Annotated in this window: 21 protein-coding genes; all 21 read right to left on the bottom strand. The window is 73.9% G+C overall.

All coding sequences use genetic code 11. The annotated features are described in order from the left end of the window. Positions 1-41: 41 nt before the first annotated feature. The 21 genes from OOJ98_RS32810 to OOJ98_RS32710 all read right to left on the bottom strand — a co-directional run bounded on the left by OOJ98_RS32810 (position 42) and on the right by OOJ98_RS32710 (position 23,291). A complete protein-coding gene (locus OOJ98_RS32810; RefSeq protein ID WP_267058778.1) occupies positions 42-1,499 on the bottom strand; it encodes an MFS transporter in 1,458 nt (485 codons plus the stop codon). A 67-nt stretch (positions 1,500-1,566) separates the two neighbouring features. After that, positions 1,567-3,393, bottom strand: a complete 1,827-nt coding sequence (locus OOJ98_RS32805) for a long-chain fatty acid--CoA ligase (protein ID WP_267058777.1) — start codon at positions 3,391-3,393, stop codon at positions 1,567-1,569. Positions 3,394-3,443: 50 nt separating this feature from the next. Further along, positions 3,444-4,796 carry a cytochrome P450 gene (locus tag OOJ98_RS32800; protein ID WP_267058776.1) on the bottom strand — a complete coding sequence of 451 codons (1,353 nt, stop codon included), beginning with the start codon at positions 4,794-4,796 and terminating at the stop codon, positions 3,444-3,446. A gap of 43 nt (positions 4,797-4,839) precedes the next feature. Beyond that, entirely contained in the window at positions 4,840-5,694 is an 855-nt protein-coding gene (locus OOJ98_RS32795; protein ID WP_267058775.1) for a class I SAM-dependent methyltransferase, read from the bottom strand. Beyond that, on the bottom strand, positions 5,688-6,506 hold the full coding sequence (locus OOJ98_RS32790) for an alpha/beta fold hydrolase (RefSeq protein WP_267058774.1): 819 nt from the start codon (positions 6,504-6,506) through the stop codon (positions 5,688-5,690). Before OOJ98_RS32790 ends, OOJ98_RS32795 begins: the two co-directional genes overlap by 7 nt. After that, positions 6,503-7,147 carry a LysR substrate-binding domain-containing protein gene (locus tag OOJ98_RS32785; RefSeq protein ID WP_267058773.1) on the bottom strand — a complete coding sequence of 215 codons (645 nt, stop codon included), beginning with the start codon at positions 7,145-7,147 and terminating at the stop codon, positions 6,503-6,505. The genes OOJ98_RS32790 and OOJ98_RS32785 overlap by 4 nt, the downstream gene beginning before the upstream one ends. Beyond that, entirely contained in the window at positions 7,140-7,895 is a 756-nt protein-coding gene (locus OOJ98_RS32780; RefSeq protein ID WP_267058772.1) for a DUF6182 family protein, read from the bottom strand. Before OOJ98_RS32780 ends, OOJ98_RS32785 begins: the two co-directional genes overlap by 8 nt. Then, a complete protein-coding gene (locus OOJ98_RS32775; RefSeq protein ID WP_267058771.1) occupies positions 7,892-9,046 on the bottom strand; it encodes a hypothetical protein in 1,155 nt (384 codons plus the stop codon). The genes OOJ98_RS32780 and OOJ98_RS32775 overlap by 4 nt, the downstream gene beginning before the upstream one ends. Beyond that, a complete protein-coding gene (locus OOJ98_RS32770; RefSeq protein WP_267058770.1) occupies positions 9,043-10,488 on the bottom strand; it encodes an NAD(P)/FAD-dependent oxidoreductase in 1,446 nt (481 codons plus the stop codon). The genes OOJ98_RS32775 and OOJ98_RS32770 overlap by 4 nt, the downstream gene beginning before the upstream one ends. 1 nt (position 10,489) lies before the next feature. After that, positions 10,490-11,347 carry an SAM-dependent methyltransferase gene (locus OOJ98_RS32765; RefSeq protein WP_267058769.1) on the bottom strand — a complete coding sequence of 286 codons (858 nt, stop codon included), beginning with the start codon at positions 11,345-11,347 and terminating at the stop codon, positions 10,490-10,492. A 43-nt stretch (positions 11,348-11,390) separates the two neighbouring features. Next, positions 11,391-13,103: a GH3 auxin-responsive promoter family protein gene (locus OOJ98_RS32760; protein WP_267058768.1), complete on the bottom strand. Its 1,713-nt coding sequence runs from the start codon at positions 13,101-13,103 to the stop codon at positions 11,391-11,393. Continuing rightward, the gene (locus OOJ98_RS32755; protein WP_267059082.1) at positions 13,090-13,737 is read right to left on the bottom strand and encodes a hypothetical protein; all 648 of its coding nucleotides are present in this window, start codon (positions 13,735-13,737) and stop codon (positions 13,090-13,092) included. The genes OOJ98_RS32760 and OOJ98_RS32755 overlap by 14 nt, the downstream gene beginning before the upstream one ends. Before the next feature lie 12 nt (positions 13,738-13,749). Further along, the gene (locus OOJ98_RS32750; RefSeq protein WP_267058767.1) at positions 13,750-14,982 is read right to left on the bottom strand and encodes a 3-deoxy-7-phosphoheptulonate synthase; all 1,233 of its coding nucleotides are present in this window, start codon (positions 14,980-14,982) and stop codon (positions 13,750-13,752) included. 52 nt (positions 14,983-15,034) lie between these two features. Continuing rightward, on the bottom strand, positions 15,035-15,550 hold the full coding sequence (locus tag OOJ98_RS32745) for a hypothetical protein (protein WP_267058766.1): 516 nt from the start codon (positions 15,548-15,550) through the stop codon (positions 15,035-15,037). 125 nt (positions 15,551-15,675) lie between these two features. Next, positions 15,676-16,875 carry an acyltransferase gene (locus OOJ98_RS32740; protein WP_267058765.1) on the bottom strand — a complete coding sequence of 400 codons (1,200 nt, stop codon included), beginning with the start codon at positions 16,873-16,875 and terminating at the stop codon, positions 15,676-15,678. Between the two features lie 47 nt (positions 16,876-16,922). Continuing rightward, positions 16,923-18,275 carry an aldehyde dehydrogenase family protein gene (locus tag OOJ98_RS32735; RefSeq protein ID WP_267058764.1) on the bottom strand — a complete coding sequence of 451 codons (1,353 nt, stop codon included), beginning with the start codon at positions 18,273-18,275 and terminating at the stop codon, positions 16,923-16,925. Then, on the bottom strand, positions 18,276-19,373 hold the full coding sequence (locus OOJ98_RS32730) for a phenazine biosynthesis protein (protein WP_323177960.1): 1,098 nt from the start codon (positions 19,371-19,373) through the stop codon (positions 18,276-18,278). It abuts the gene before it with no gap. A gap of 28 nt (positions 19,374-19,401) precedes the next feature. Continuing rightward, positions 19,402-20,547, bottom strand: coding sequence for an FAD-dependent monooxygenase (locus tag OOJ98_RS32725; protein WP_267058763.1), 1,146 nt, complete (start codon positions 20,545-20,547; stop codon positions 19,402-19,404). 63 nt (positions 20,548-20,610) lie between these two features. After that, the gene (locus tag OOJ98_RS32720) at positions 20,611-21,087 is read right to left on the bottom strand and encodes a PPOX class F420-dependent oxidoreductase (RefSeq protein ID WP_267058762.1); all 477 of its coding nucleotides are present in this window, start codon (positions 21,085-21,087) and stop codon (positions 20,611-20,613) included. A gap of 114 nt (positions 21,088-21,201) precedes the next feature. Next, on the bottom strand, positions 21,202-22,437 hold the full coding sequence (locus OOJ98_RS32715; protein WP_267058761.1) for an MFS transporter: 1,236 nt from the start codon (positions 22,435-22,437) through the stop codon (positions 21,202-21,204). A 29-nt stretch (positions 22,438-22,466) separates the two neighbouring features. Then, positions 22,467-23,291 carry an oxidoreductase gene (locus OOJ98_RS32710; protein WP_267058760.1) on the bottom strand — a complete coding sequence of 275 codons (825 nt, stop codon included), beginning with the start codon at positions 23,289-23,291 and terminating at the stop codon, positions 22,467-22,469. Positions 23,292-23,326 lie beyond the last annotated feature (35 nt).

The following is a 23,326-nucleotide window of genomic DNA, read 5'->3' as shown; positions in this document are numbered from 1 at the left end:
GCGGGGCCGGCCGCTTTCCTGCGCGTGTCCGGGGTCGTCGGTCAGGACCGGGACGCCGTGGGCTCGGGGGCGGCGGTCCGGGTGGCCGGCGGCAGGTCGACCACCAGGGTCTTGCGCCGTACCAGCCACAGTGCGGTGAAGACGGCGCTGATCAGTGTGATGACGCCGGCGGTGAGGAACGCGGAGTTGAGGCCGCTGTCGAAGGAAGCGCCGTGCTCCTGGCGGGTGCGCACGATGGCCCCGAGCACCGCCACCCCGAACACCGCCCCGATCTGCCGGGTGGTGCTGCTGATCCCCGAGGCGAGGCCGCCCTCGCGGGGACCGACCGAGGAGATGGCCGCGCCGGTCAGCGGGGACATGGTGAGGCCGAAGCCCGCGCCGGTGACCGCGAGCCGCCACCACACGTCCGCGTACGCCGTGGTGGCGTGCACGGACGCCATCGTCACCAGGCCGGCTCCGGCGAGGACCAGGCCCGCGGTGACCACGCTGCGGAAGCCGAACCGGGCGGCGATCCGCGCGGCGTACGGACTGCACACCACCATCGCGAGCGTGCAGGGCAGCGTCTCCAGCGCGGAGCGCAGCACCGAATGGCCCTGGACGGTGGCGAAGAACTGGGTGAAGAAGAAGCCCGACCCCATCAGGCCGAAGCCGACGACGGTCATGGCCGCGTTGGAGACGGTGAACAGACGGTGCTTGAACAGACGCAGCGGCAGCATCGGCGTGGCCGAACGGGCCTCCACCGCGATGAACAGCGCGAGCAGGACGATCGTCGCGGCGAAGCAGGACAGGATCAGCGGCGCCGTCCAGCCGAGTTCGCCCCCCTCGGTGAGCCCGAAGGTCAGCGTGCCGACCACGAGGAGCGCGAGGACCTGGCCGGGCAGGTCGAGCGGGGGCGCGTCGGGGTTGCGGTGGTCCCGCAGGACGCGCGCGCCCACGATCAGCGTCACCACGCCGATGGGGATGTTGACGAGGAAGATGGCACGCCAGTCGAAGGCCTCGACCAGGAGGCCGCCGGCCGCGGGACCGACCGCGAGGCCGATGCCGCTGAACGTGGCCCACTGGCCGATCGCCTTGACCCGGTCCCGGGGCACCGGGTAGGCGGAGGCGAGCAGCGCGAGGCTGGCCGGGCTGAGCGCCGCCGCGCCGATGCCCTGGAGGACGCGTGCGGCCAGGAGCCAGCCGACGCCGGCGGACAGGCTGCACAGGAGCGAGGCGAGCGTGAACAGGGCCATGCCGCCCAGGAAGATGCGCTTGCCGCCGAAGCGGTCCGCGAAGACACCGCCCGCGAGCAGGAGCATCGCCACGGCGAGCACATAGGCGTCCACGATCCACTGCAGCCCGGTCAGCGTCGTGTCGAGACGCTGTTGCATGTCGGGCAGCGCGGCGCTGGTGATGGTGTTGTTGAGGAGCACCATGAACTGGCCTATGCAGGTCAAGGTGAGCAAGGCGGCCCTGTTGTGAGGACGGACGCCGTCGGACACAGGAGTAGCTCTTTTCATTGGTCAGGTACTGGTTGGTCGGGTACTGGCGGAGGGTGGTTGCTGGTTGTGGTCGGGGAGGGCGCGGTCAGTCGTCCGCGTACATCGACTCGATGGCGGCGGCGTGCAGTTCGGCGATCGCCGTGCGGCGCAGGCTGAGCTTCGGGGTCAGCTCGCCGGACTCGGGCGTCCACGGGCCGGGCAGCAGGCGGTACTTCTTGATCTGCTCGACCCGGGCGAGATCGGTGTTGGCGTCGGCGACGGCCTGCGCCACGGCGGCCAGGACGGCCGGATGGCGGGCCGCCTCCTCGGTGCCCGCCGTGTCGACGCCGTTGGCCCGCGCCCATGTGGGCACCGCGTCCTCGTCCAGGACGAGCAGCGCGGTGACGTAGCGGCGGCGGTCGCCGATCGCGACGGCCTGGCCGATCAACGGGTGGGCGCGCAGCAGGGATTCGAGCCTGGTCGGGGCGATGTTCTTGCCGCCGGCCGTGATGATCAGCTCCTTCTTCCGGTCGGTGACGGTGACCAGGCCGCGCGCGTCCACGACGCCGACATCGCCCGTGGGCAGCCAGCCGTCGGCGTCGGTGGCGCAGTCGAGGCCGCCGTCGGCGCGCAGATAGCCGGCGCACACCACGGGGCCGCGGACGAACAGCTCGCCGTCGGCGCCGGTCCTGACCTCGATGCCGGGCCCCGGCCGGCCGACCGCGCCGAGCGCGAAGTGCTCGGGTGTGCTGACGGTCGCGGCGCCCGTGGTCTCGCTGAGCCCCCACACCTCGTACACGCACAGCCCGAGGCCGGCCAGGAACTCCAGGACGGCGGTGGGGATCGGCGCGGCGCCGCTGAGCGGCCGGTGGCAGTCGTCGAGTCCGATCGCGGCCCGCAGCGGATGGAGCACCGCTCCGTCCAACGCGACGTACTGGGCGGCCAGTTCGGTGGGTACGGCCTTCCCGGCCGAGCGCAGCCGGAACACCTCGACGGCGACTCCGCGGGCCTGCTCGACGGCTTCGGCCCGCTCGGGCGGCAGCTCCACGAGCTGTGCGCGCACCGCCGCCACCAGCTTCTCCCACACGCGCGGTACGCCGAAGAACGCGTGCGGGCGCACCGCCCGCAGCGCCGGCAGCAGCTGTGCCGGGTCGTCGCAGATGGTGACGTGGCCGGCGTTGCAGATCGGCATGTAGATGCCGAGCACCCGCTCGGCGATGTGCGCCAGCGGCAGATAGGCGACGGTGCGCGGGTGCGCGGGCACGGCGACGAGACGCTCCTGCATCGTCGACTCGTGGATGACGTTGCGGTGCGAGAGCACCACACCCTTGGGGTCGCCGGTGGTGCCCGAGGTGTAGACGATGGTGAGGGGCGTCTCGGGTGTCGGCGCGTCGGTCAGTTCGTCGAAGGCGGCCTCGTCGGGCTGTTCGCGGACCAGCTCGGCGTAGGCGACGCAGCGGTGGTCGTCCGCCGGTACGGCGTCCGCGTCCACGACCACCACCGCGCGCAGCCCGTCCATCTCCGCCAGCACCGGCTCCCAGCGCCGCAGGTGGTCCGCGTCCTCCAGGACGACGACCGTGGCCGCGCTGTGCCGGGCCACGAACCTCAGCTGCTCGGTGCTCAGCGTGTCGTACGGCGTGCAGGCCAGCGCGCCGAGGTGAACGGCGGCCAGGTCGGCGGCCCAGTGCTCGGGCCGCTTGGACATCGCGATCAGCACGCGCTCGCCGCGGGCCAGGCCGAGACCGGCCAGGCCGTGGGCGAGCGCGGCGGTCTCGGCGCGCAGCCGCGACCAGGTCCAGGTGGTGGCGGACGGCCCGGTGCCGCTGGTGAGCGCGGGGCGGTCGGCGAAGTCACGGGCGTTGCGGCGCAGCAGCCCGGTGACCGTCATGTCGTCGGTGGCGGAGGACGGGTGGTGCGGTGGTGCTGAAGCCACGGCGGGCTCCCTTCGTCGCGAGGGTCGTTGCGGTGGTGCGGGGCGCGGCGTCAGCCGCGCGGCGTCACCACCAGGGGCAGGCCGCGCAGGTGCGGCAGGGAGCTGTTCGCCATGCGGATGCGGGCGCCCGGCGCGATGCGCAGCTCCCAGCGGGTGGCGAGGGTGGCGAGGGCGGCGGTCATCGTGGTCGCGGCGAGGTGCTCCCCGATGCAGCGGTGCACTCCGAGGCCCCAGGGGGCGTAGGCGCCGGGCGGCGGGGCCTGGCCGGGGGTGGCTTCGGGGCGGTCCGGGTCGAAGCGGTGCGGGTCCGAGTAGGTGGCCGGGTCGCGGTGCATGGCGCGGGGGCTGTAGCCGACCTCCGAGCCGGCCGGGACGAGGGTGCCGGCGAGGACGACGTCGTGCCGGGCGCGCCGCGTGGACAGCATCGGCGCGTGCAGCCGCAGCGTCTCGTCCACGACCTTGCGGGTGTAGGTGAACTCCTTGACGCTGTCGTAGCCGAGCGGCTGTCCGCCCAGGACCCGCCGGGACTCCTCGTACAGCCGCCGCTGCACCGCGGGCCGGATGGCGGTCTCGAAGACCGCCCAGGTCAGCGAGGTGCTGGTGGTTTCTAGGGCGGCGAAGACCAGGATGAGGAACTCGCCGCGGATCTCGTGGTCGGTGAAGGGACGGCCGGTGTCGGGGTGGGTCGCCTTCAGCAGGATGTCGAGGACGTCCGGCGTGACGCCGGGCGTGGTGCGACGGTCCTGGATCAGGGCGTCGATGACGGCGTGAAAGCGCCCCATGGCGGCCTCGAAGCGCCGGTTGGCGGGGGTGGGCAGCGACGTCAGGGCCTCGGGGAAGACGGTTCCCGCGAACAGCTTGCCCGAGATGAGGCTGAGGGTGTGCCGGATGTCGCGTACGAGGGCCCGGTCCAGATCCACGCTGAACAGGCAGCGCAGCACCACCGCGGCGACGAAGTCCGACACCTCCTCGTCGGCCGCCACGGGCACCCCGGGCCGCCAGGCGCCGAAGCGCCGTTCGGCCTCGTCGACGATGGTGCGGGTGTAGTCGCGCACGCTGGTCCGGCTGAAGGCCGGCTGGATGGTCCGCCGCTGGTGGCGGTGGTCCGCTCCGTCGGTGGCGATCGGCGGATTGCCGAAGTGCCCGGCCAGGACGTCGAAGAAACGGCCGCGTTCGAAGGCGTCGGAGTCGACCTGGATGCGGTGGACCAGCGCCGGGTCGCTCGCCAGGTACAGGCCGAACCTCCCGAACTCGACGCGTACCAGCGGGTCGTGGGTCCTGATGGACTCGAAGAACGTCAGCGGCCTGCGCAGCAGCGCCGGCACGTGGCCCAGGACGGGGACCCGCCCGGGTGCCTGCGGGCAGGGGACGGTGGGGGTGGCGGGGGCGGTGGTCGCTGTCATGGGGGCGGGCTCCTCGTCGTGGTCCGAGCGGCGGGTTCCGTGGTCAGGGGCGGGCGCCGGGCACCGTGCCGACGGCGAGCACGTTGCCCTCGCTGATGTATCCGTCGGGGTCGTCCAGCGGGTGGGCGGGATCGGCGGGGCCGGCGAACCGCCGCCACGCGCCGCCGAGTCCGAGCGCCAGGGCCTGCGCGGCGAGCCGCGCGCACGCGGCCTTGTAGAACTCCTGGGCGGCGGGGGCCAGCGGGGCGTGGTGCTCGATCAGGACGGTCCGCTGGTGTACGCCGGTGAGCCCGGCGCGCCGGAGGTGCCGGTAGAGCTCGCGGGTGCGCAGGAGCTGCCGGGCGTAGCCGGGTTCGGCGGCCGCGGCGCGGAAGAAGTCGGCGAAGAGGTAGGGGTCCCCGGGCCGCGCGGTGATCAGATGGGCGTCGAGGTCCTTGACGGCGATGGTGCCGCCGGGTCGGACCACCCGCGCCAACTCCGCGAGCGCGCGGGCCAGTTCGTCGTCGTCGAGGTACTGCACGGTGTTGGCGCACCAGGCGGCGTCGAAGGTGTCGTCCGGGTGGGGCAGGTTCAGGAGGTTCGCCGTGCGGACGTCGGTGGGGCAGGGCAGCTGCCAGGACGCCGCGCGGTCCGCGGCGAGCGCGGCGTTCTCCTCGGCCAGGTCGACGGCGGTGACCCGGCCTTCGGCGCCGACGAGCGCGGCGAGGTGCGGCAGGAAGTCGCCGGTGCCGCAGCCCGCGTCGAGGACGTGCTGCCCCGGCCGGAAGCCCGCCTGGTCGAGGAGGGCCAGGTAGGGCGCCTCGCAGGCGCGGAAGTGCGCGTCGACGATGGCGTGGTGGGTGAAGCCGAGGCCCGTCGACGAGGTGTGGCCCCAGCCCTGGTGGTCCCGGGTCAGCATGCTCGGGCTCCGCTCTGGAGGGCCGCCGTGACGTCGACCTCGTCGAGGAGTCCGCACAGGGCGCGCGTGACCTCGTCGGGGGCTTCGAGCGGCTGCAGGTGTCCCGCGTGCGCGAGGGTGATCAGGCGTCCCTGCGGCAGGAGGTCCGCGACGTGACGGGATTCGAGCGGGGTGACCAGCGCGTCCTGGCCGCCGGCGACGACCAGGGCGGGGATGCGGGCGGCCCGCAGGACGGCGGTGGAGTCGGGGCGGGCCGCGACCGCCCGCTGGGCCCAGGCCAGGGCGGCGGGGTCGGCGGCGTGGGCGTCGGCCAGGACCCGCGCCACCAGGTCGGGGCGGCGGGCGCGGGTGGTGTCGGAGAGCAGCAGCGGCGTGACGCGGTCCACCAGCGCCGCGCGCCGCTCGGGGTCCTGGACGAGTTCCGCGAACCGGAGCCGCCCGGCGGCCGCTTCGGGGTCGTCGGCGGTGGCGCGGGCGGCGAGGAGGGCGAGGCCCGCGACCCGGCCGGGGAAGCGGCGCAGGAAGGCCATGGCCGCGTAGCCGCCCATGGAGGATCCGGCGAGGACCGCCCGGTCCATGCCGTGCTCGTCGAGCGTGCGGGCCAGGTCGTCGGCGACCGCGTCCAAGGAGGGCGGGACCGTGCCGAGCGGCGCCCGGCCGAAGCCCCGCTGGTCGACGGCGAGGACCTGGTGCCCCCGGGCGCGCAGGGCGCTCTCCTGGGCCTCCCACATCGAGGCGTGCAGGGACAGCGCGTGCAGCAGGACGACCGGGGTGCGGTGCCGGGTGGCGGGCGGGTGCGGGAGCGCGCTCACCGGGATGCCTCCGCCTCGGCCGTGGTGATGAACTCCCTTACGTGATCGTGGAGTTCGGCGCCGCGCAGCCACGCGAGGGTGACCGGCGCGGGCGGCAGGTCGTGGATCGGGACGACCGTGATGCCGGGCGGCGCGATGTCGGCGAGGGAGGTCAGGGAGATGTGGACGGCGTCGCCCGCGGCGACCGTCCGCATCATCTCCGGCACGGTGGCGACCCGGCGCACCCGGCGGACGGGCCGCCCGGCGGGCGTGTACGGCGGCACGACGTCGTCCCAGACGTACCCGGGGAAGCTGCCGGGCGGCGCGAACGCGTCGAAGTCGGCGAGCTCCTCGATGGAGACCGAGGTGCGGGCGGCCAGCGGATGGCCCGAGGCGACGACCACGGCGCGGGCGTCCTCGGTGAGGACCCGGCTGGTGACGAGGTCGGGCTCGCGGATGGGGAACTTCGCGATCATCACGTCGAGTTCGCCGGCGCGGACGCCGCGGAACGGGTCGGCGATGTCGTACTCGATCAGCCGCACCTCGTCCCCGCCCTCCCCGCGGCCGGCGAGGCGGACGATGCGGTCGACCACCTCGGTCGATCCGTGGTAGCCGAACCGGACGGTCCGTGTGCCGGCGGCGGCCGGGGTCTGCTCAGCCAACGAGGGCCTCCTCGGTCAGCCCGGCGGCTGCGCGCAGCCGTCCGGGGAGGTGGGGGTCGGTGGTCACGCGTACGGCGGCCAGGCGCGCGGTCAGCCCGACGATCCGGGGCACCTGGCGCACGACCAGGTGGTCGCCGGGGGCGACGAGGCCGTCGAGGACCGCCTCCACCAGCAGGTGGTTGAGGTGCACCAGGGCCTCGGAGATGGTGCAGTCGGCGGTCGCGATGTACAGGTCGCGGCGGGCCCGGGGGCGGCCGGGCGGGCGCGCCCCCTGCGGTATCCCGACCAGGGTGTCCGGCCGGGCCGGCAGCGGTGCGGGTGCGTCGAGGAGCTTCAGGAGCCTGCGCAGCGGGGAGGCCGGGGCGGCGGGCCCCGGCGCGGTCCACGCCGCGGATCCGTCGTCGGCGATGTGCGCGAAGGGGAAGCGGTCCCGCAGCCGTGCCGGGTCGCCCGCGAGGAAGACGGTGCGGGTGAAGGACGTGCGCCACGGCGCCGCCCGGCGCGGTCCGACACCGAGGGCGAAGACGCAGGTGTCGCGCACCCACGGGGCCAGTTCGACGTTTCGGAGCACCACCGCGACCAGGCTTCCCGCGTCGCTCCCGGCGGTGATGTCGTTCCGGGCGGCGGCCAGGCCGTCGTACGAGGTGAGGTCGTGCCGGGCGGCGAGGTCGGGCCGGGCCGCGCGGATGCGCGCCGCCTCCCGCTCGCGCAGGTCCTCCTGGCTCAGGGGGTCCGCCGCCGTCGTCACAGGAACACCGTCCTCAGCAGGTCGGCGGCGGGAGCGGCGTGGCGCTTGCCGAGGAGGTGGGAGGTGAGCCGGTAGGGGTTGACGTGCAGATGGTCCTTGCGGTGCCGCGCCAGCCCGTCCCGGAGCGCCGCCGGGTCGGTCGCCGGGCCGGCCGCGTCCAGGAGGCGTGCGGCGCGCCTGACGCACTGCGTCAGCAGGTCGGAGCGGAACGACTGCTGCCGCCCCTGGCCCAGTACGGCGATGAAGTACAGCCGCATGCCGAGGCGTACGGCGTCCTCGTGGTGGTCCGCCCGTGCGGCGTCGACGAGCGGCCCGGCGTGCAGGTCACGCCAGCCGCCGTGCCGCGCGGAGCGGACCCGGCCCTCGATGGGCACCCGGCCCAGCGAGACCCGCCGCACCTGCGGTCCGAGCGCCGTCAGTACGCGCTCCAACTGCCGGTAGTCCGCGTCGAGTTCGTCGTCGTAGAGCAGGACGACCTCGTCGAAGTCCGGGGCGAGCGGGATGAGTTCGCGCAGCGCGCAGGCCAGGTAGTTGGGCCGGCCGTCGGCGGTGACCAGGCGGCGCAGGGGCAGTCCGAAGCGGGTGAGGTCCAGGTAGACGGGTCCGCCCACCTGGCGCTGGTCCAGGCACATGCCGAGACGGGCGAGCCGTTCGAGGGCGGCGTCCAGGCCGAGGCCGGGCGGCTGGTGCCGCAGGAGCCCCGGGTCGTGCAGGCCGAGCGCCGCGTAGTGCTCGGACCACAGCCGCAGGACGCGGGTGCTCACCGGGTGCACCCAGCCGTGCTCGACCGCCTCCGCGTACGGGAGCAGCGCCCGCGCGGGTGCCCGCCCGGCGGCGCGGAACGCGACGTACAGCTCGCCGATCCGTTCCTCGCTGAGGCCGTCGTAGTCGGCGGCGCCGCGGCTGCGGTCGAGGAACTCCCAGAAGCCCAGGGTCTGTTCGGTGGGGTGGTAGGTGGTGTGGCTGTAGCGGTACACGACGTCCGCGAGGGGGCGCGTCGCGCGGTACATCACGTCCGTCCACAGCAGCCCCTTGAGATGGCTCGGGGTGAGCGGCTTGGACGGCGTGATGGTGACGGGCGCCAGGAGCACCCGGGGCCGGCCGGCCGCGTCCGGCCGGGGGCGGGGGCCCGCCACGGAAAGGGTCGTCATGCGCTGGTCCCTTCTGCCGCGGCGACACGGCGTACGAGCTCGTCCCGGCCGGGCGGCGGGGGCGACGACGCGAGGGGAGCGGCGGAGGCCGCCTGCCCGACCCGGGCGAGGAACTTGTCGTCGGCGAACAGCTCCGCGGGCGTGGACAGCGTCATGAGCATGCGGGTGAGCCCCCGCCACACCGTGCCGTCGCCGCGGGCCGCGCGCACGATCTCCTCGGTGGTGGGTCCCGCGCCGCGCGGCGCGGGCACGGCGGGGCCGCCGTCGACGGCGGCCCGCCAGCGGGCGATGCGCAGCCGGTCGGAGGCCACGGCCTGCTCGTACCAGGGCCGGAACAGGTCGTGGGTCATCCGGGCGACGGCCCGGCGCTGCGCGCCGTCGATGCGGGGCCGCCCGGCCAGCAGGTCGGCGAGCCTGAAGGCGTGGTCGAGGGCGAGCGACATGCCGCGGCCGAAGAGCGGGTCGGTGACGCAGGCGGCGTCGCCGACCTGGAAGAGGCCCGGGACCGGGCACTGCTCCGGACCGGCCGTCCCGCGCAGGGTGTTGGGCGGATGGGAGATCAGGTGCACCGGGGAGAGGGGGGTGCTGACGCCGTCCTCGAGCCAGGGGGCGAGGCCCGGGGTGGCGCGGGCGGCCGCGGTGAACCCGGCGGGGGTGCGCAGGCCCCACAGCGCCCGGTCGCCGGGCAGCGAGCCCAGGGCGACGGCGAAGGTGCCGTCGTCGCCGGGGTGCAGCACGGCCGCGTAGTGGCCGAAGACATCGCCGACACCGTGGCCGCGGTTGAGCGGTCCCGGCAGGGTGCGGCCCGTCAGCCGGTAGAACCGCGTGTGGCCGACGAGCCCGGTGGGGCTGGTGCGGTCGGCGGCCAGGGGGACCCCGGCGTCGTGCAGCCAGCGGCGGGACAGCGACCGGCGTCCGGTCGCGTCGACCACGATGTCGGCGGGGATCCGCTCGCCCGTGCTGGTGACGACGGCCCGCACGCTCCGCTGCCCGGGGTGGAGTTCGAGGCCGGCGACGGTGGTGTCGTGCCGGAGGGTGACGCCGGCCAGGCCGGCGGCCGTGCGGTGCAGCAGCAGCTCCAGGGTGGAGCGGCGGCAGCCCAGCGCGACCAGGTCGCCGTCGCCGGGTTCCGGGGCGCTGTCGATGGCCTCGGCGGGCAGCGCCCGGGTGAGGTCGAGGACGGGGGCGCCCGCGGCCCGTGCGCCGGCCAGCACCTCGGGCGCCCGCTCCCGCAGCACGCGTACGCCGAGCGAGGTGAGCGTGTGCGACTGCAGTGCCTGGGGCACGGTCGGGCGCTCCCACGCGGAGCCGGCTTCCGCGGTGGAGCACGTGGGCGGCGCGGGGGCGCGCTCCAGCACCAGGACGCGGTATCCGGCGCCGGCCAGGGCGAGCGCGCTCGCCAGCCCGGCGACGCTTCCGCCGGCGATCACTGCGGTCGGCATGTCAGCGCCGCCGCCCGTGGACGAAGAAGACCCGGCGCACATCGCGCTCGTCGCGCGGGGGCACCGGGTCGGGCCAGCGCCCGAAGTCGGCGCCCGCCTCGCCGGGCTGGGTCGCCCGCACGTCGAATCCGTACCGGTCGAAGAGGTCCTCCGGCTCGTCCGTGCCGAACAGCCAGGGGCACCCCCAGCCCGCGAAGACGTCGAGCAGGCCCCGCATGTGGGGCAGGGTCAGGGCGGCGGAGTTGACGATGTCGGCGGCGATCCGGCTGCCGGGGGCCGAGATCGCGGCCACCCGCTCCAGGATGCGGTGGGCGTCGGGTTCGGGGATGTAGTAGAGCAGCCCTTCGAGCAGCCAGGTGGAGGGGACGGCCGGGTCGTACCCCGAGGCCTCCAGGCGGGCCTCCCAGTCGGGCGCGGTGAGGTCGACGGCGACCGATCGGTGGTCCACGCGCGGCTCGGCGCCCCCGAACCGCTCGTGCTTGTGGGTGAGGACGGCCGGCCGGTCGACCTCGAACCACCGCACCCGCTCGGGCCAGTCGAGGCGGTAGGCGCGGGAGTCCATGCCGGCCGGGGCCAGCACGATCTGCGGGGCGGCCGGGTCCCCGGCCGCCTCCTGGAGGAAGTCGTCGAAGAACCGGGTGCGGATCGCGTTGTAGTCGGGGGTGCTCGGCAGGGTGCGCTCGCGGCCGGGCGGGAAGGTGGCGCGGCGCACCTCGGCGAGGAGCGCCGGCCCGATGTCCCCGGCGAGGCCGGCGGCGTACGGGTCCTCGTACAGCCGGTCCGCGCGCCGGGTCTCGGCGGCGCGCAGGGCGGCGGTGAGGAGCGCGGTGCGCTCGACGGCGTCCAGTGATGTGCTCATGTCGCTCCTTCGGTTGGGGGGTGCGCCGGCGCGTGGCGGTGCGTCACGGCCGGGCCGGGGGCCGCTCGGCCGTGGCGTCCGGGGCCCGCCCGGTCAGCCGGGCCCACTGCTCCGGGTCCTGCCGGAACAGCCGGTCCTTGACCTGGGTGGGCCGGATGCCGCTCTCGACCTGGGCCTGCCAGTCGCGCAGGAAGGCCTCGGGGTCCAGGGGGAGGAGCGCCGGTGCGGTGAGCCGGCCCTGGGCGCGTGCCGTGCGGTAGCCGGCCGACTCCCGCCCCAGGGCCTCGTCGAGGAGGGCGGTGAAGCGGTCGGACTCGTCCTGGCTCCAGGGGGTGCGCGGGGCGACCGCGAAGACGTAGCCCGCCGGGCGGTGCGGGGATGCGGTGACCCGGCAGGCCGCGTTGCGCAGTTCGAGACCGGTGGTGTCCGAGGCGCTGTGCAGGGCCCTGATGACGTGGCCGTCGCGCAGCCGCTCGCCCGCGTGGTCGGAGCGGGCCGCGCGGCCGGTGTAGGCGAGCCGGGGGACGCCGCCCCGGTGGTCGACGACGCGCACGACGTCGCCGCCCGCGTACCGGTAGAGCCCGCCGACGTGGCTGAACACCACGTGGTAGTCGCGGTCCGCCTCCAGCTCGTGGGGGTGCAGGGTGGCGGTGTCGGGGCCGAGGTCCTGGTCGGCGTCGGCGAACTCGTACACCGCGGCGTTCACCACGAGGCTGCCGGCGCCGGGGTGCCGGTCGAGGGCGACGCCCACCGGGCCTTCGGACGCGGCCACCGGGGCGGGCAGCGCGGCGACGTCGGGCCCGAAGTCGGCGCGCAGCCGCGGGAGGTACAGCGAGGCCATCCCGGTGGTCCAGCAGAACAGCGCGCGCATGCGGGGCCAGATGTGGGACGGCCGGACGGTGCCGTGGCGGTGGGCGAGGCGTTCGAGTTCGGTGGCGCGGGCGGGGTTGGGGGCGCGGTACGGCACCCCGCCGAGGGTGCCGTCGCGGACCTCCTTGACGATGCGGGGCCACCACAGGTTCAGCTGGTACGGCACGGCGGCCACCATCGCCGGGTTGATGCCGATGACGCAGCGCACGTCGCTCTCCACCGCGAGGCGCAGCCGCAGGTACATCTTCTCCGCGTGCCGGTCCGCCGCGACGGGCACGCCGAGCGTCGCCCAGGGGGCGCCGGTGCCGGGCTCCGCGGACAGCGGCTCGCCGAAGGCCGCCCCGAAGTCGACCTGGCTGGCGCCGACATGGGGCTTTCCGGAGGCGGTGGTGGGCGGGGCCGCGACGGGGTCGTGCTTGAGGTTGAGGACCGCGTCGGGGGAGTCGAGGACGTCCGGGAAGTGCTCGATGAGCGGCGCCCACGCGGCGTAGTAGAAGGGGAAGAAGGTCGTGCGCATGAAGCGGGGGGTGACCGGGATCTTCTTGTGGGCGCCGGTGCTGCCGCTGCTGGTGAAGAACACCGCGGGGTGGTCGGCGCTCAGGACGTTCCGCTCGCCGCCCGCCGCCCGCTCGATCCACGGTTCGAGATCGGCGTACGTCTGGACGGGCACCGCGCGGCGGTACTCGTCGAGGGTGCGGACGCGGCCGAAGCCGTGCCGCTTCCCGTACTGCGTACCGGCGTTGAACTCCAGCAGGTCGCGCAGCACCCGCCGCTGGTGGCCGGCCGGATCGGCGAACGCGGCGCGCAGGGCGTGCCGTTCGGCGAACACGCGCTCGCGGTAGCGCCGCAGGCGGGCGGGGTCGGCCCAGGCTTCAGCCAAACTCATGGGTGAGCACCTCTCGTATCGCCGCCGCGGTGGGCTCCAGCGGGCCCGTCTCGTCGATGACGGTGACGGGCAGGTCCTGGATCTCGTCGCGCATGGCCCGAGCCAGGTCGGTCTGGTAGCGCCGGAATCCGTCCCGGTCCGGCCGCGGCCCGTAGTGCTCCAGGAGGTTGAGGTCGGCGCCCTGCCGGCTGCGCTGCCAGGTCGTCTCGGGCGGTACGTCGAGGTAGATCACCCGGTCCGGCCGGGGGAAGGTGCGCCACCAGGCGAGCAGGGGGCTCCCGCCGGCCCCGGCGAGCCGGCACTTCGCCAGCAGCTTGTAGTAGTAGGAGTCGACGACGACGGGGGTGCCGGCGTCGGTGCGCAGCAACTGGTCGCGCAGGTGGACGACGGCGGTCTGGAGCAGGGTGGCGAGGAACTCCGGGGACCAGGCGCCGCGGTGCGGCGCCACGTCCTTGACGACGTTCCTGCGCAGTCGGCCGATGAGGGCGTGCTCCGGGGCGAGACGGGTGTCGTCCACGGAGAGGAAGCACAACTGGGGTGTGGTGCGGGCGAGTTGGTCGAGGGCCGAGGACTTGCCCGAGTAATCGGGGCCAAGGAGTACGCAGAAGGGCGGGTGCCCGGTGGCGAGGTCGATGGGAGGTCTCCTCTACAGGGCCGACACGAAGGTGTCGACGGCCAGGCCCGCCTGCACCGGATTGAGCCGGGGGTCGCAGAGGCTGGTGTAGCGCGCCACGAGGGCCGCCTCGTCCGGCACGTCGGCGCCCACGCACTCGGTGACGTCCTCGGCCGCGGTCTCCAGATGCAGGCCGCCGGGGCGCACCCCCACCCCGCGCAGCGCGGAGATGAAGCCCCGGATCTCGGCCTGGATGTCGTCCAGGCGCCGGGTCTTGAGCCCGTTCGCCGCCTTGTAGGTGTTGCCGTGCATCGGGTCGCAGAGCCAGACGACGGGGTGGCCCGCGTTCTGCACGGCCCGCGCGAGGGGCGGCAGCAGGGTGCGTACGTCGTCCTTGCCGAACCGCGCGATCAGCGTCAGGCGGCCGGGCTCGCGCCGGGGGTCGAGCCGCTCCACCACGTCGAGCAGGTCCCCGACCTTCGCCGTGCCGCTCACCTTGCAGGCGACGGGGTTCATGACGTCCGCGAGCAGCCGGACGTGCGCGCCCTCGCTGTGCCGGGTGCGCTCGCCTATCCACGGCAGGTGGGTGGAGCCGAGGTACCAGCCGCCCGCGGACTCGTCGAACCGCACCAGGGCCGTCTCGTAGTCCATCACCAGGGCTTCATGGCTGATCCAGGTGCGTTCCGCGTCCACCGGGCCGTGGCCCCGGCGCCCGTCGAGGGCGTCGGCCACCGTCTTGGCGGCCCGGTAGGCGCGCAGCATGCGGTCGGGGTCGTGCCTGCGGGCCGCCGGGTCGGGGGACTCGGAGTTGACGATGTGGCCGCGGAAGGCCGGCAGCGGGCGGCCGTCCACGTCCTCCGTGGGAGCGGACCGGGGCTTGGCGAACTGGCCGGCCAGCCGGCCGATCCGGACGACCGGCAGCCCGGTCGGGGCGGCGATGGCGCCGGCGAGGCGCGCGAGGGCCCGTTCCCGGTGGGCGGTGTGCTCGGGCGTGCACTGCGCGAAGTCCTCCGCGCAGTCGCCGGCCTGGAGCACATGGCCCTCGCCGGCCGCGACGGCGGCGAGGTGGTCGCGCAGGTGGAGCAGGTCGGGCAGCCGGGTGAGGACGGGACGGCCCGAGAGGTCGGCGCAGACCTCGTCGCGCCGGGCCGGATCCGCCCAGGAGGGCTGCTGGCCCGCGCGGTAGAAGCGCCAGCCGGTCTGGTCTCCGGCGTGGGAATGCGGAGTGCGGGCCGCTTCTTCGGCGGCCGTAAGAGCCTGGGGCATGACAGTTCCTTCGCTGTGTCGAAACGGCGATCAGGCGGGCGACGACGCGGGCCTAGTCGTCGGCGAGCTGGACGACGTGCGGGTTGAACTGCTCGTGCACGTAGGCCCGTCCGCCGACGGCGTAGTGGATGACGTACTCCTTGAACGCGGAGTCCACCCACTGCTCGGTGAGGCTGTCGCGCCAGCGCATGAGTCCGGTGGACAGCTGCTCACGGTGCTGGTGCACGTGCTGGTCGCGCAGTTGCAGGCCGATGGGGGTGAGCGAGTCGGGCACCCCCATCCGGCTGCGGGCGGTCGCGTCGAACACCACCCGGTTGATGCTGACCACCTCCTGCTCGGCGGTCACCAGGCAGGAGCGGCGCTCCAGGACGACGGCGGTGTCCACGAGGGAGAGCACGGAACGGATGCCGTGCGGGAGCCGGCCCGCCGGGGTGTCTCCCTGCGCGTCGACCCGGATCGACAGGTCGTGGCCGGTGAGGGCCTGCAGAAGCAGGGTGGTGGAGCCGTCGCAGGCCAGCAGCATCCGGGTGCTGGCACTCAGTTCGGCCGTCGACTGGAGCGTGGTCATGATGGGTCTCCTGGGCTGCCCTTGGTGTGCTGGAGGGGGATCGTCCGGCGTGCGCACGAGTGCGGTGAGGGGTGGCCGCGCGCGGGGGAGACGGCGCGGCCACCCCGGCCGGGGTGCCGCGCGGATCAGTGCGCCCGCGCGGCTTCGACCGGCTTGTTGTCGGGCTCGGTGCCGCCGGTGCCGGTCGCGGTGTTGCGCGGCAGCGGCGGGCGGGTGCGCCCGAAGCGGTTCATCAGCGGCAGCTCCACACCGATGTGCAGGAGCCAGGAGAAGAAGACGCTGATGGCCGCCTCCGCGGCGAGCAGCCCGGCCGCTGCCGGGGCGCTGTGCACCGGGCTGAGGCCGAAGCGGTCGACGAAGACGTGCACGGTGATGTCGTGGACAAGGTAGAAGGCGAACGAGACTTCGCCGAGCCACACACAGACCCGGTTGCGCAGGATCGAGCGCCGGCCCGCGATGTCGGTCGTGGCCATCGCGGCGATCAGCAGCGCGACCGGGACCAGCGTCACGGCGCTCATCCCGTACAGCCACGGCACCCGCAGCTCGACCACGTAGGCGACGGCGACCAGGAGCAGCGCCGGGACGACCGGGAAGTTGATCCAGCGGCCGGTCATGACGATGCGGGCCATCAGGATGCCCACCGCGAACTCCAGCATCCGGAACGGCGGCAGCTGCCAGACGAACCAGTACTGCCACACCGACGCCTTGAACCCGAGCGGCATGGTGGGGGAGCCGGGCAGGACGGCGTACGCGATGGCCGGGACGGCGAACACGGCGGCGGTGAGGATGCCCACCCACAGCCACAGCCGCTCCGGCCTGATGCGCTGGATCATCCGGTGCAGCCAGGGGAAGCAGAGGTAGAAGATGATCTCCACGGAGAGCGACCAGCTGGGCGGGTTGACGCTCTGGAACGTCTTCGCGTCCGGTATCCACGTGTGCAGCAGGAACAGGTTGGGCAGCTCCTGCTTCCAGGTGTTCTTGGCCCAGGCGAACAGCACCAGCGCGGCGACGAAGGTCACCACGTGGTTGGGGTAGATCTTGACCAGGCGGCGCCGCCAGAACTGCCGGGGCCGGTCGCCCGGCCGTGCCGACCAGGTCAGTACGAACCCGCTGAGCACGAAGAAGAACCCGACGCCCAGCCAGCCCGCCTTGCTGACGGCGTGCGTGACCGCTTCGGCGCTGCCGCCGCTGAACGGCGTGTAGGGCGGCAGCGTGGAGTGGAAGGAGAAAACCAGGAACGCGGCGAAGAACCGCATGCCGGTCAGCGAGGGCAGCCGTGCGAAGCGCGCGGACGCGGGCACGGCCGTCCTGGTTGATCTGGACATGTGAACACTCCCGATCGTGTGGTGAACGGTGGGGGGAAGGGGCCGGCTCAGCCGGCCGGGGTGACGACGCCCTTGGCGTCCAGGAGGAACGCGGTGTAGTTGCCGTCGTGCGGCATGCCCGGCACCGGCTCCCAGGGCAGGACGGCGCCGTCGGTGATCTTCCGTACGGACGGGTCGAGCAGCGCCCGGCCGGTGATCTCGGCGTTGTCGGTCAGCAGGTTGAGCACGAGCGAGGGCCGCAGCGGCGCGATGCCGTCGGCCGGGCTCCAGGGGGCGACCACGACGAACGGGAACGCCAGCTCCGTACCGACGGCCGGATGGTCGGCGCGGTCGGCGGCCAGGACCATCGGGCGCGGCAGGAAGGAGCCGTCGCCGAGGTCGACGAGGAAGTCGTCGCCGTACAGCGGGGTGCTGTGGTCGCCGAGTTCGGTGGCCAGCTTCGCCATCTGCCGGCGCAGCGCGTCGGCGCGCTCGTGGCCCACGACGAGCAGCTCGCTGCGCGGGTCCAGGGCCGGCAGCACCGGGATGCGTGCCAGCCGTTCGGCGAGAGCGGACGCGGTGGCGTGGACGTCGTTGCTGGTCAAGACGGCGGAGAGGTTGGTGCACCGGGTGCCGCCGTCGAAGGCGGCGCTCAGGGCCAGGTGATCCAGGAGGGCATCGGTCAGGGGCGCGTCGAGCAGCGCCCGGGAGCGACCGGGGCCGCGGGTGGCCACCCGGGCGTGATCGGCCCAGGCGCTCACCGCCTGGTCGTTGCCGTAGACGATGCCCCGGTCGGCGGCGTTCAGGAGGAACGATCCGACGGCGTGCGGACTCGGCAGCAACGCCAGCTTCTCCGGCGGCAGTCCGGCGGTGAGCAGGGCGGCGGCCAGCCGGCGCGGCGTGAACGGGTCGCGGCTGCCGGGCCGTACGACGACGCTGTAGCCGTGGTAGAGCGGCTGCACCCAAGTGGCGTGCGGCAGCGGGTGGTTGCTCGCCATCACGGCCGTGAAGATCCGGCCGGAGGGCGCCCGGTGGACGCGGTGGGTCGGACGCAGTCGCGCGGCGGGCAGCTCCGCGGCGGCGGCCGCGGGCAGCGCCTCGATCTCGGTGGCCATGTCCGTCAGGGCGCGCCGGACCGTGGTGGACGCGAGTCCCGTACCGCGCACGGTGCGGTGCACGTAGGCGTCGGGGCTCTCGCCGTCCAGCTCGGCCGTGGCGAACAGCCGCGCGGCGGTGCGGAAGACCTCGGGCTCGGGCGGCAGACCGTCGGCGAGCCGGCGCAGCCGGTCGACGGCGGCCTGCGCGGCGAGCCGCGGGGCGAGGCCGACATCGGCGAGCGGTTCGCCGTGCACGTCCCGCAGGACGGCGCGGTCGGCGCTCGGCCGGCTCTCACCGGCGACGAAGGGGTCGATGGCGAGCACTCAGTACACCCCCTCCACGACGTCGGCGTCCTCGAAGGTCGCCACGCTGGTCACCTCGGCGAGGCCGTCGACGCCGCCGTCCACGGACGGCGGGACCCTGACGGCGCTGTCGCGTTCCAGCACGTTGGGCAGGAACATCTCCTCGCTGACCAGGTGCAGCCGGACCCGGCCGCGCTCGCCGTACCCGACCTGCTCGCCGGCCTCGTCGACCAGGTCCAGGCGGGTGGTCTCGGCGAACGGCTCGAAGACGCACGGGTAGCTGTCCTGGGGTGTCCGTACGCGCTGGGGGGCCACGCCCATGAGGCTGTTGCCGTAGATGCCGACCACGCGGGCGTCGGGGAAGAAGTCCTCCTGGACCAGCCGCAGGCTTTCGGGGCTGAAGGAGGTGCCGGCCCAGATGATGGCCTGGACGCGCGACGCGACGAGTTCGTACAGGTCGGGCCGGGCGCAGATGGCCTCGATCAGCGGGGGTGTGGTGCTCAGGACGCGCACCGGCTGGCTCAGCAGGACCTCGCGGGCCTGGTCGAGGAGGTGGTCGATGTAGTCGTCGGCCTCCTGCTGCCGCCCGGCGCCCAGCAGGCGTTTGACCCAGCGCGGGTCGAGGTCGACGGTGTGGCACAGGCCGCCGGAGGGCTCGGCGTAGCGGGAGGTGTCGAAGGCGACCACATGCGGGCCGGTGGGGCCCAGGTGCAGCCAATCGCCGGTCTCGGGTACGCCGTGCCGGGTCAGCAGCCGCCGGGTCCAGACCCCCATCCGGGAGCGGTAGGCGCCGTCGACGATCCGCTTGGGTGCGCCGGTGGTGCCGCCCGACTCGAAGACGCGGAAGGCCTGCCCGGGTGCGGCTCCCGCGGGTATGAGGTCGGCCGCGGGGGTGGTGCGCAGGTCGCGGCTGACATCGGGGAAGCGGAGCAGATCGTGCGCGCCGGTGACGTCGGTGCGCGGGTCGAAGCCCAGCTGCGCGCGGCGGGCCAGCCAGAACGGTGAGCCCGTGCGGTCGTCGAAGTGCCAGGCCATCATGGCGCGGACGTGGGCGTCGAAGCCGGCCTCCGCCGAAGGTGGCCGGTGCGGATCGGGCAGCTGGTCGGGGGTGATGGTCACGCGTTCGTCCCTTCGGAGCGGAGCGGCATCAGAACGGCTGGTTGAGCGCGTCGTCCACTTGGTGGGACACCCCTTCGAGGCCGTTCCTGATGAAGGCGGTCTGCCGGTCGAGGGCCGCCTGGTCGGCGGTGTTCATCTCGGCCAGGAGGATGTCGCGGGAGGCGTCCTGGGCGATCTTGGCGCGGACGAAGCGGCGCTCCTGGAACTCGGCGATCAGCTCCCGCAGGTCGCCGTCGCGGCCGAGCGTCTCGCCGAGTACGGCGGCGTCCTCGATGGCCATGGCCGCGCCCTGGGTACGGTGCGGCGCCATGGCGTGGGCGGCGTCCCCGAGCAGCAGCAGCCCTTCGTGGTACCAGGGAAGCGGGAGGAGCACCTCCTCGATCGGCGCGTACACGATGTCGTCGTCGGGCTTGATGCGGTCGCGCAGTTCGCCGATCAGACCGGTGTAGCCGTCGAGCCGTTCGGTGAGGTGGCTGTAGAACTGCTCCTTGGCGTGGCGCGGATTGCCCGGCTCCGGCGTCACGTGCAGCAGGTACATGACGGCCTCGTTGAGCGGGAAGAGGCCCGCCTTGGTGCCCATGCCCTGGAAGTACATGTTCCGGGTGACGTCGGGGTGCCGCTCCAGGGCGACCCGCCACACCGAGTAGCCGGTGAAGCGGGGCTCGATGCCGAGGGCCGCCTTGCGGAAGGAGGACCGGATGCCGTCGAACGCGACCACCAGGTCGTACTGTTCGGTGCTGCCGTCGGTGAGGGTGGCCGCGACCCCGCCGTCGGCGGTGGTGCGCATGTCCTGCACGGACGTGCCGTAGCGGATCTGGGTGCCCACGTCGACGCAGGCCTTCTCCAGGATCCGGGCCAGGTCCCTGCGCTGGATGGCGCAGTTGGGGGGGACGCCCCCGACGCCCAGCTTCGAGCGCAGGGCGAGCAGCAGCCGGGATGCCGAGTCGTGGAAGTCGACCCGGTCGAAGGTGAAGCCGTGGGCGAGGACGTCGTCGAGCAGGCCGATCCGGTCCAGGGCCCGCAGCGCGTTGCCGGGGATGTTGATGCCGACGCCGGCGACGAGGTTCTCCGACTGGATCTCGACGATCGTGGTCTCTATGCCCTGCTGTCCGAGCGCGGCGCCGGCGGCAAGCCCGCCGATGCCCCCGCCGATGATCAGAATGCGGCGTTTCACTGTGACTCCTCACGCATGAGTGGACGATTCCGGGTCACTGGTGCTGTTGTTCGCTGCTGTTGGTCACTGGTGCTGTTGTTGGGGCAGCGGCAGCCCCGCCACCCAGCGCGCGTGGTCGCGGACGAGCTGGCGGTCGGGTTCGATGAGGAGCATCACGCGGTCCGAGGTGATGAACTCGTCGGCGAACGGGCCGCCCAGGTATTTGCGGGACAGCTCGTCGATGTGCTCGCGGGCCTCGGCGCCGAGGACCTCCTTGACCACCCGGCCGCGTATCTCGGCGAAGTTCAGGGGGTCGCCGTGCTGCCAGATGGTGACGGTGGCCCGCGGATCGCGGCGCAGGTTGCGCACCTTCTGCCGCGCCACCTCGCTGTTGAGGGCGAGGTAGTCACCCGCGGTGGAGACCCACACGATCTGGGTCTGCGGGGTTCCGTCGCGCATCAGGGTGGTCAGGGCGGCGAAGTTCGGCCCGTCCGCGAGGGCGCGGACCTCCGGGGCGAGACGGGGTCCCGCCTCGACCTCCATCTCCTGGTGAGCGGGCATGCTGCGTCCTTCCTTCGGGAGGTGATTCCTTCGTGAGCGAGGACGGATCGTGTGGGGGCGCCCCGGCCGGGGCGGTACGACGGGGGATGACGCCGCCCGCGGCCGGGGCACGTTTCACCCGCGCAGGGCGGGACTGGTCTCGGCTTCGGTGGGCGTCGCCGGCCGGGTGCGTTTGCCGGTACGGCCGCGCAGTGCGCCCACGCTGACGACGAGGGCGAGGCCGGCGAGCAGCTCGAAGCCGGCGCCGGCCAGCGGGTTCCAGCGGAGCAGGCCGGCGTTGGCCAGCAGCCCGCCGACCGCGGCGGCGATCATCTGCCCCACGTAGACGGCGCTGTTGTTGAGCGCGAGGAGCATGTCGCCGCGGTCCCCGCCGATGCCGAGCGCGCGGTGCAGCAGGAGCGGGAAGCTGGGCCAGTGCACCAGCCCCCACACCCCGACGGCTATCGCGGCGGCCAGCGGCCAGCGGATGGCCGGGGTGAGGATGATCAGCCAGACGCCCAGCGCGCTGATGGTGAGGGTGAGTCCGACGACCGAGCCGAACCGGTCGGCGAGCCGGCCGCCGACGAAGACCCCGCCGAAGCTGCCGACGCCGAAGAGCAGCAGGATCCACGACTGCTGGCCCGCGGAGAGTCCGGTGATCTGCTCCAGGATGGAGCCGAGGTAGGTGTAGACGGTGAACGTTCCGGCGGTCCAGGCCGCCGTCACCAGCAGGTGGGTACGGGCCTGCGGGATCCGGATCGCGGACATCCGCTCCCGCACCGTGGCGCCGGGGCCCGCGGGCACGTCAGGCAGGAAGAACCCGATGCCGACGACCGTCACGGCCGCGAGGAACGCGACGAGGCCGAACGCCCAGCGCCAGGAGGCGAGTTCACCGATCCAGTTGCCGATCGGCACACCGAAGGCGATGGCGCTCGTCATGCCCGCGTAGACGATGGCCAGGGCCCGGCCGCGCACCTCGGGCGGGCTGATGCGGGCGGCGACCGCGGAGGCGTTGGCCGAGTACAGGGCGGCGCCCGCGCCGGTGATCACACGGCTGATGAGCAGCACGGTGAAGTTGGCCGAGACGGCCGACAGGGCGTTGCCGAGGCCGAAGACCAGCATGACGGAGATGAGCAGCGGCTTGCGCCGGAACCTGGCGGTGAGTCCGGCCAGGATCGGCGCCCCCACCGCGTACGCGGCGGCGAACGCCGTGGAGGTCTGGCCCGCGAGTGCCGTCGAGAGGTGCAGGTCCCGGCCCACTGCCGGGAGCAGTCCGGAGACGATGAACAGGTCGGTGCCGGTGGCGAATGTTCCCAGCGCGAGCAGCCACACCCGCGGGTCCACCCGCCCGGCCGAACTCCCCGAGCGCATCGGAGTCCTCCTTTTCCGGGGACGGTTGGTCAGATGGCCGTGTCCAGCGCGATCTCCCGCCAGGCGTCGAGCTCCTTGGCGACGCTTTCGAGCTTGCTCTCGACGCGGGCGACGCAGTCCGCGCCGAGCGGCAGGCGCAGCGGGGGCTCGTCCGCCTCGGACACGGTGACGATCGCCCGCGCGGCCTTGGCCGGGTCGCCGGGCTGCTGGTGGTTGGTGTCCAGCGCCCAGGTGCGGGTCTTGCCGACGGTCCCCGCGTAGTCGTCGATCGCGGTGGTGCGGTGCAGCGAGGAGTCGTCGAGGAAGTCGGTGCGGAAGACCCCGGGTTCGATGATGGTGACGTGGATGCCGAGCGGCGCGAGGTCGGCGCGCAGCGCCTCGCTGAGGCCCTCGACGGCGAACTTGGTGCTGTTGTAGACGCCCCAGCCCGAGCCGGCGGTGAATCCGCCGACCGAGCTGATGTTGAGGATCCGGCCGGAGCGCTGCCGGCGCAGGTGCGGCAGGACCGCCCGGGTGACGGCGAGCAGACCGAAGACGTTGATGTCGAAGACCGCGCGCGCCTCGGCGTCCGACGCCTCCTCCACGGCGCCGAGCAGACCCCGGCCGGCGTTGTTGACCAGGACGTCGATCCGGCCGAAGCGCTCGACCGCGGCCTGCGCCACCTCCTGTGCCTGCCGCTCGTCGGTCACGTCGAGCGGCAGGGCCAGCAGCTCACCGCCGGCCTCGCCGAGCGCGGCGCGCACGGCCTCCGCGTCGCGCGCCGTCGCGACGACCTGATGGCCCTGGGCGAGCGCCTCCCGGGCGATGTGCAGGCCGAGGCCACGGGAGCTGCCGGTGATCAGCCAAACGGACATGAACTTCCTCCAACAATCGGTGTGTCGCGGGGGTG

The sequence above is a fragment of the Streptomyces sp. NBC_00083 genome (genome assembly GCF_026343295.1).
In the GTDB taxonomy this organism is placed as follows: Bacteria; Actinomycetota; Actinomycetes; order Streptomycetales; family Streptomycetaceae; genus Streptomyces.
Note: the sequence above shows the minus strand (reverse complement) of the source record. Positions and strands in the feature narration are given on the sequence as shown.

Excerpts from the sequence above, each read along its gene's own strand:
- OOJ98_RS32810 (WP_267058778.1), bottom strand. The coding sequence starts at position 1,499 with ATGAAAAGAGCTACTCCTGTGTCCGACGGCGTCCGTCCTCACAACAGG.
- OOJ98_RS32800 (WP_267058776.1), bottom strand. The coding sequence starts at position 4,796 with ATGACAGCGACCACCGCCCCCGCCACCCCCACCGTCCCCTGCCCGCAG.
- OOJ98_RS32795 (WP_267058775.1), bottom strand. The coding sequence starts at position 5,694 with ATGCTGACCCGGGACCACCAGGGCTGGGGCCACACCTCGTCGACGGGC.
- OOJ98_RS32775 (WP_267058771.1), bottom strand. The coding sequence starts at position 9,046 with ATGACGACCCTTTCCGTGGCGGGCCCCCGCCCCCGGCCGGACGCGGCC.
- OOJ98_RS32770 (WP_267058770.1), bottom strand. The coding sequence starts at position 10,488 with ATGCCGACCGCAGTGATCGCCGGCGGAAGCGTCGCCGGGCTGGCGAGC.
- OOJ98_RS32765 (WP_267058769.1), bottom strand. The coding sequence starts at position 11,347 with ATGAGCACATCACTGGACGCCGTCGAGCGCACCGCGCTCCTCACCGCC.
- OOJ98_RS32760 (WP_267058768.1), bottom strand. The coding sequence starts at position 13,103 with ATGAGTTTGGCTGAAGCCTGGGCCGACCCCGCCCGCCTGCGGCGCTAC.
- OOJ98_RS32750 (WP_267058767.1), bottom strand. The coding sequence starts at position 14,982 with ATGCCCCAGGCTCTTACGGCCGCCGAAGAAGCGGCCCGCACTCCGCAT.
- OOJ98_RS32745 (WP_267058766.1), bottom strand. The coding sequence starts at position 15,550 with ATGACCACGCTCCAGTCGACGGCCGAACTGAGTGCCAGCACCCGGATG.
- OOJ98_RS32740 (WP_267058765.1), bottom strand. The coding sequence starts at position 16,875 with ATGTCCAGATCAACCAGGACGGCCGTGCCCGCGTCCGCGCGCTTCGCA.
- OOJ98_RS32720 (WP_267058762.1), bottom strand. The coding sequence starts at position 21,087 with ATGCCCGCTCACCAGGAGATGGAGGTCGAGGCGGGACCCCGTCTCGCC.
- OOJ98_RS32715 (WP_267058761.1), bottom strand. The coding sequence starts at position 22,437 with ATGCGCTCGGGGAGTTCGGCCGGGCGGGTGGACCCGCGGGTGTGGCTG.
- OOJ98_RS32710 (WP_267058760.1), bottom strand. The coding sequence starts at position 23,291 with ATGTCCGTTTGGCTGATCACCGGCAGCTCCCGTGGCCTCGGCCTGCAC.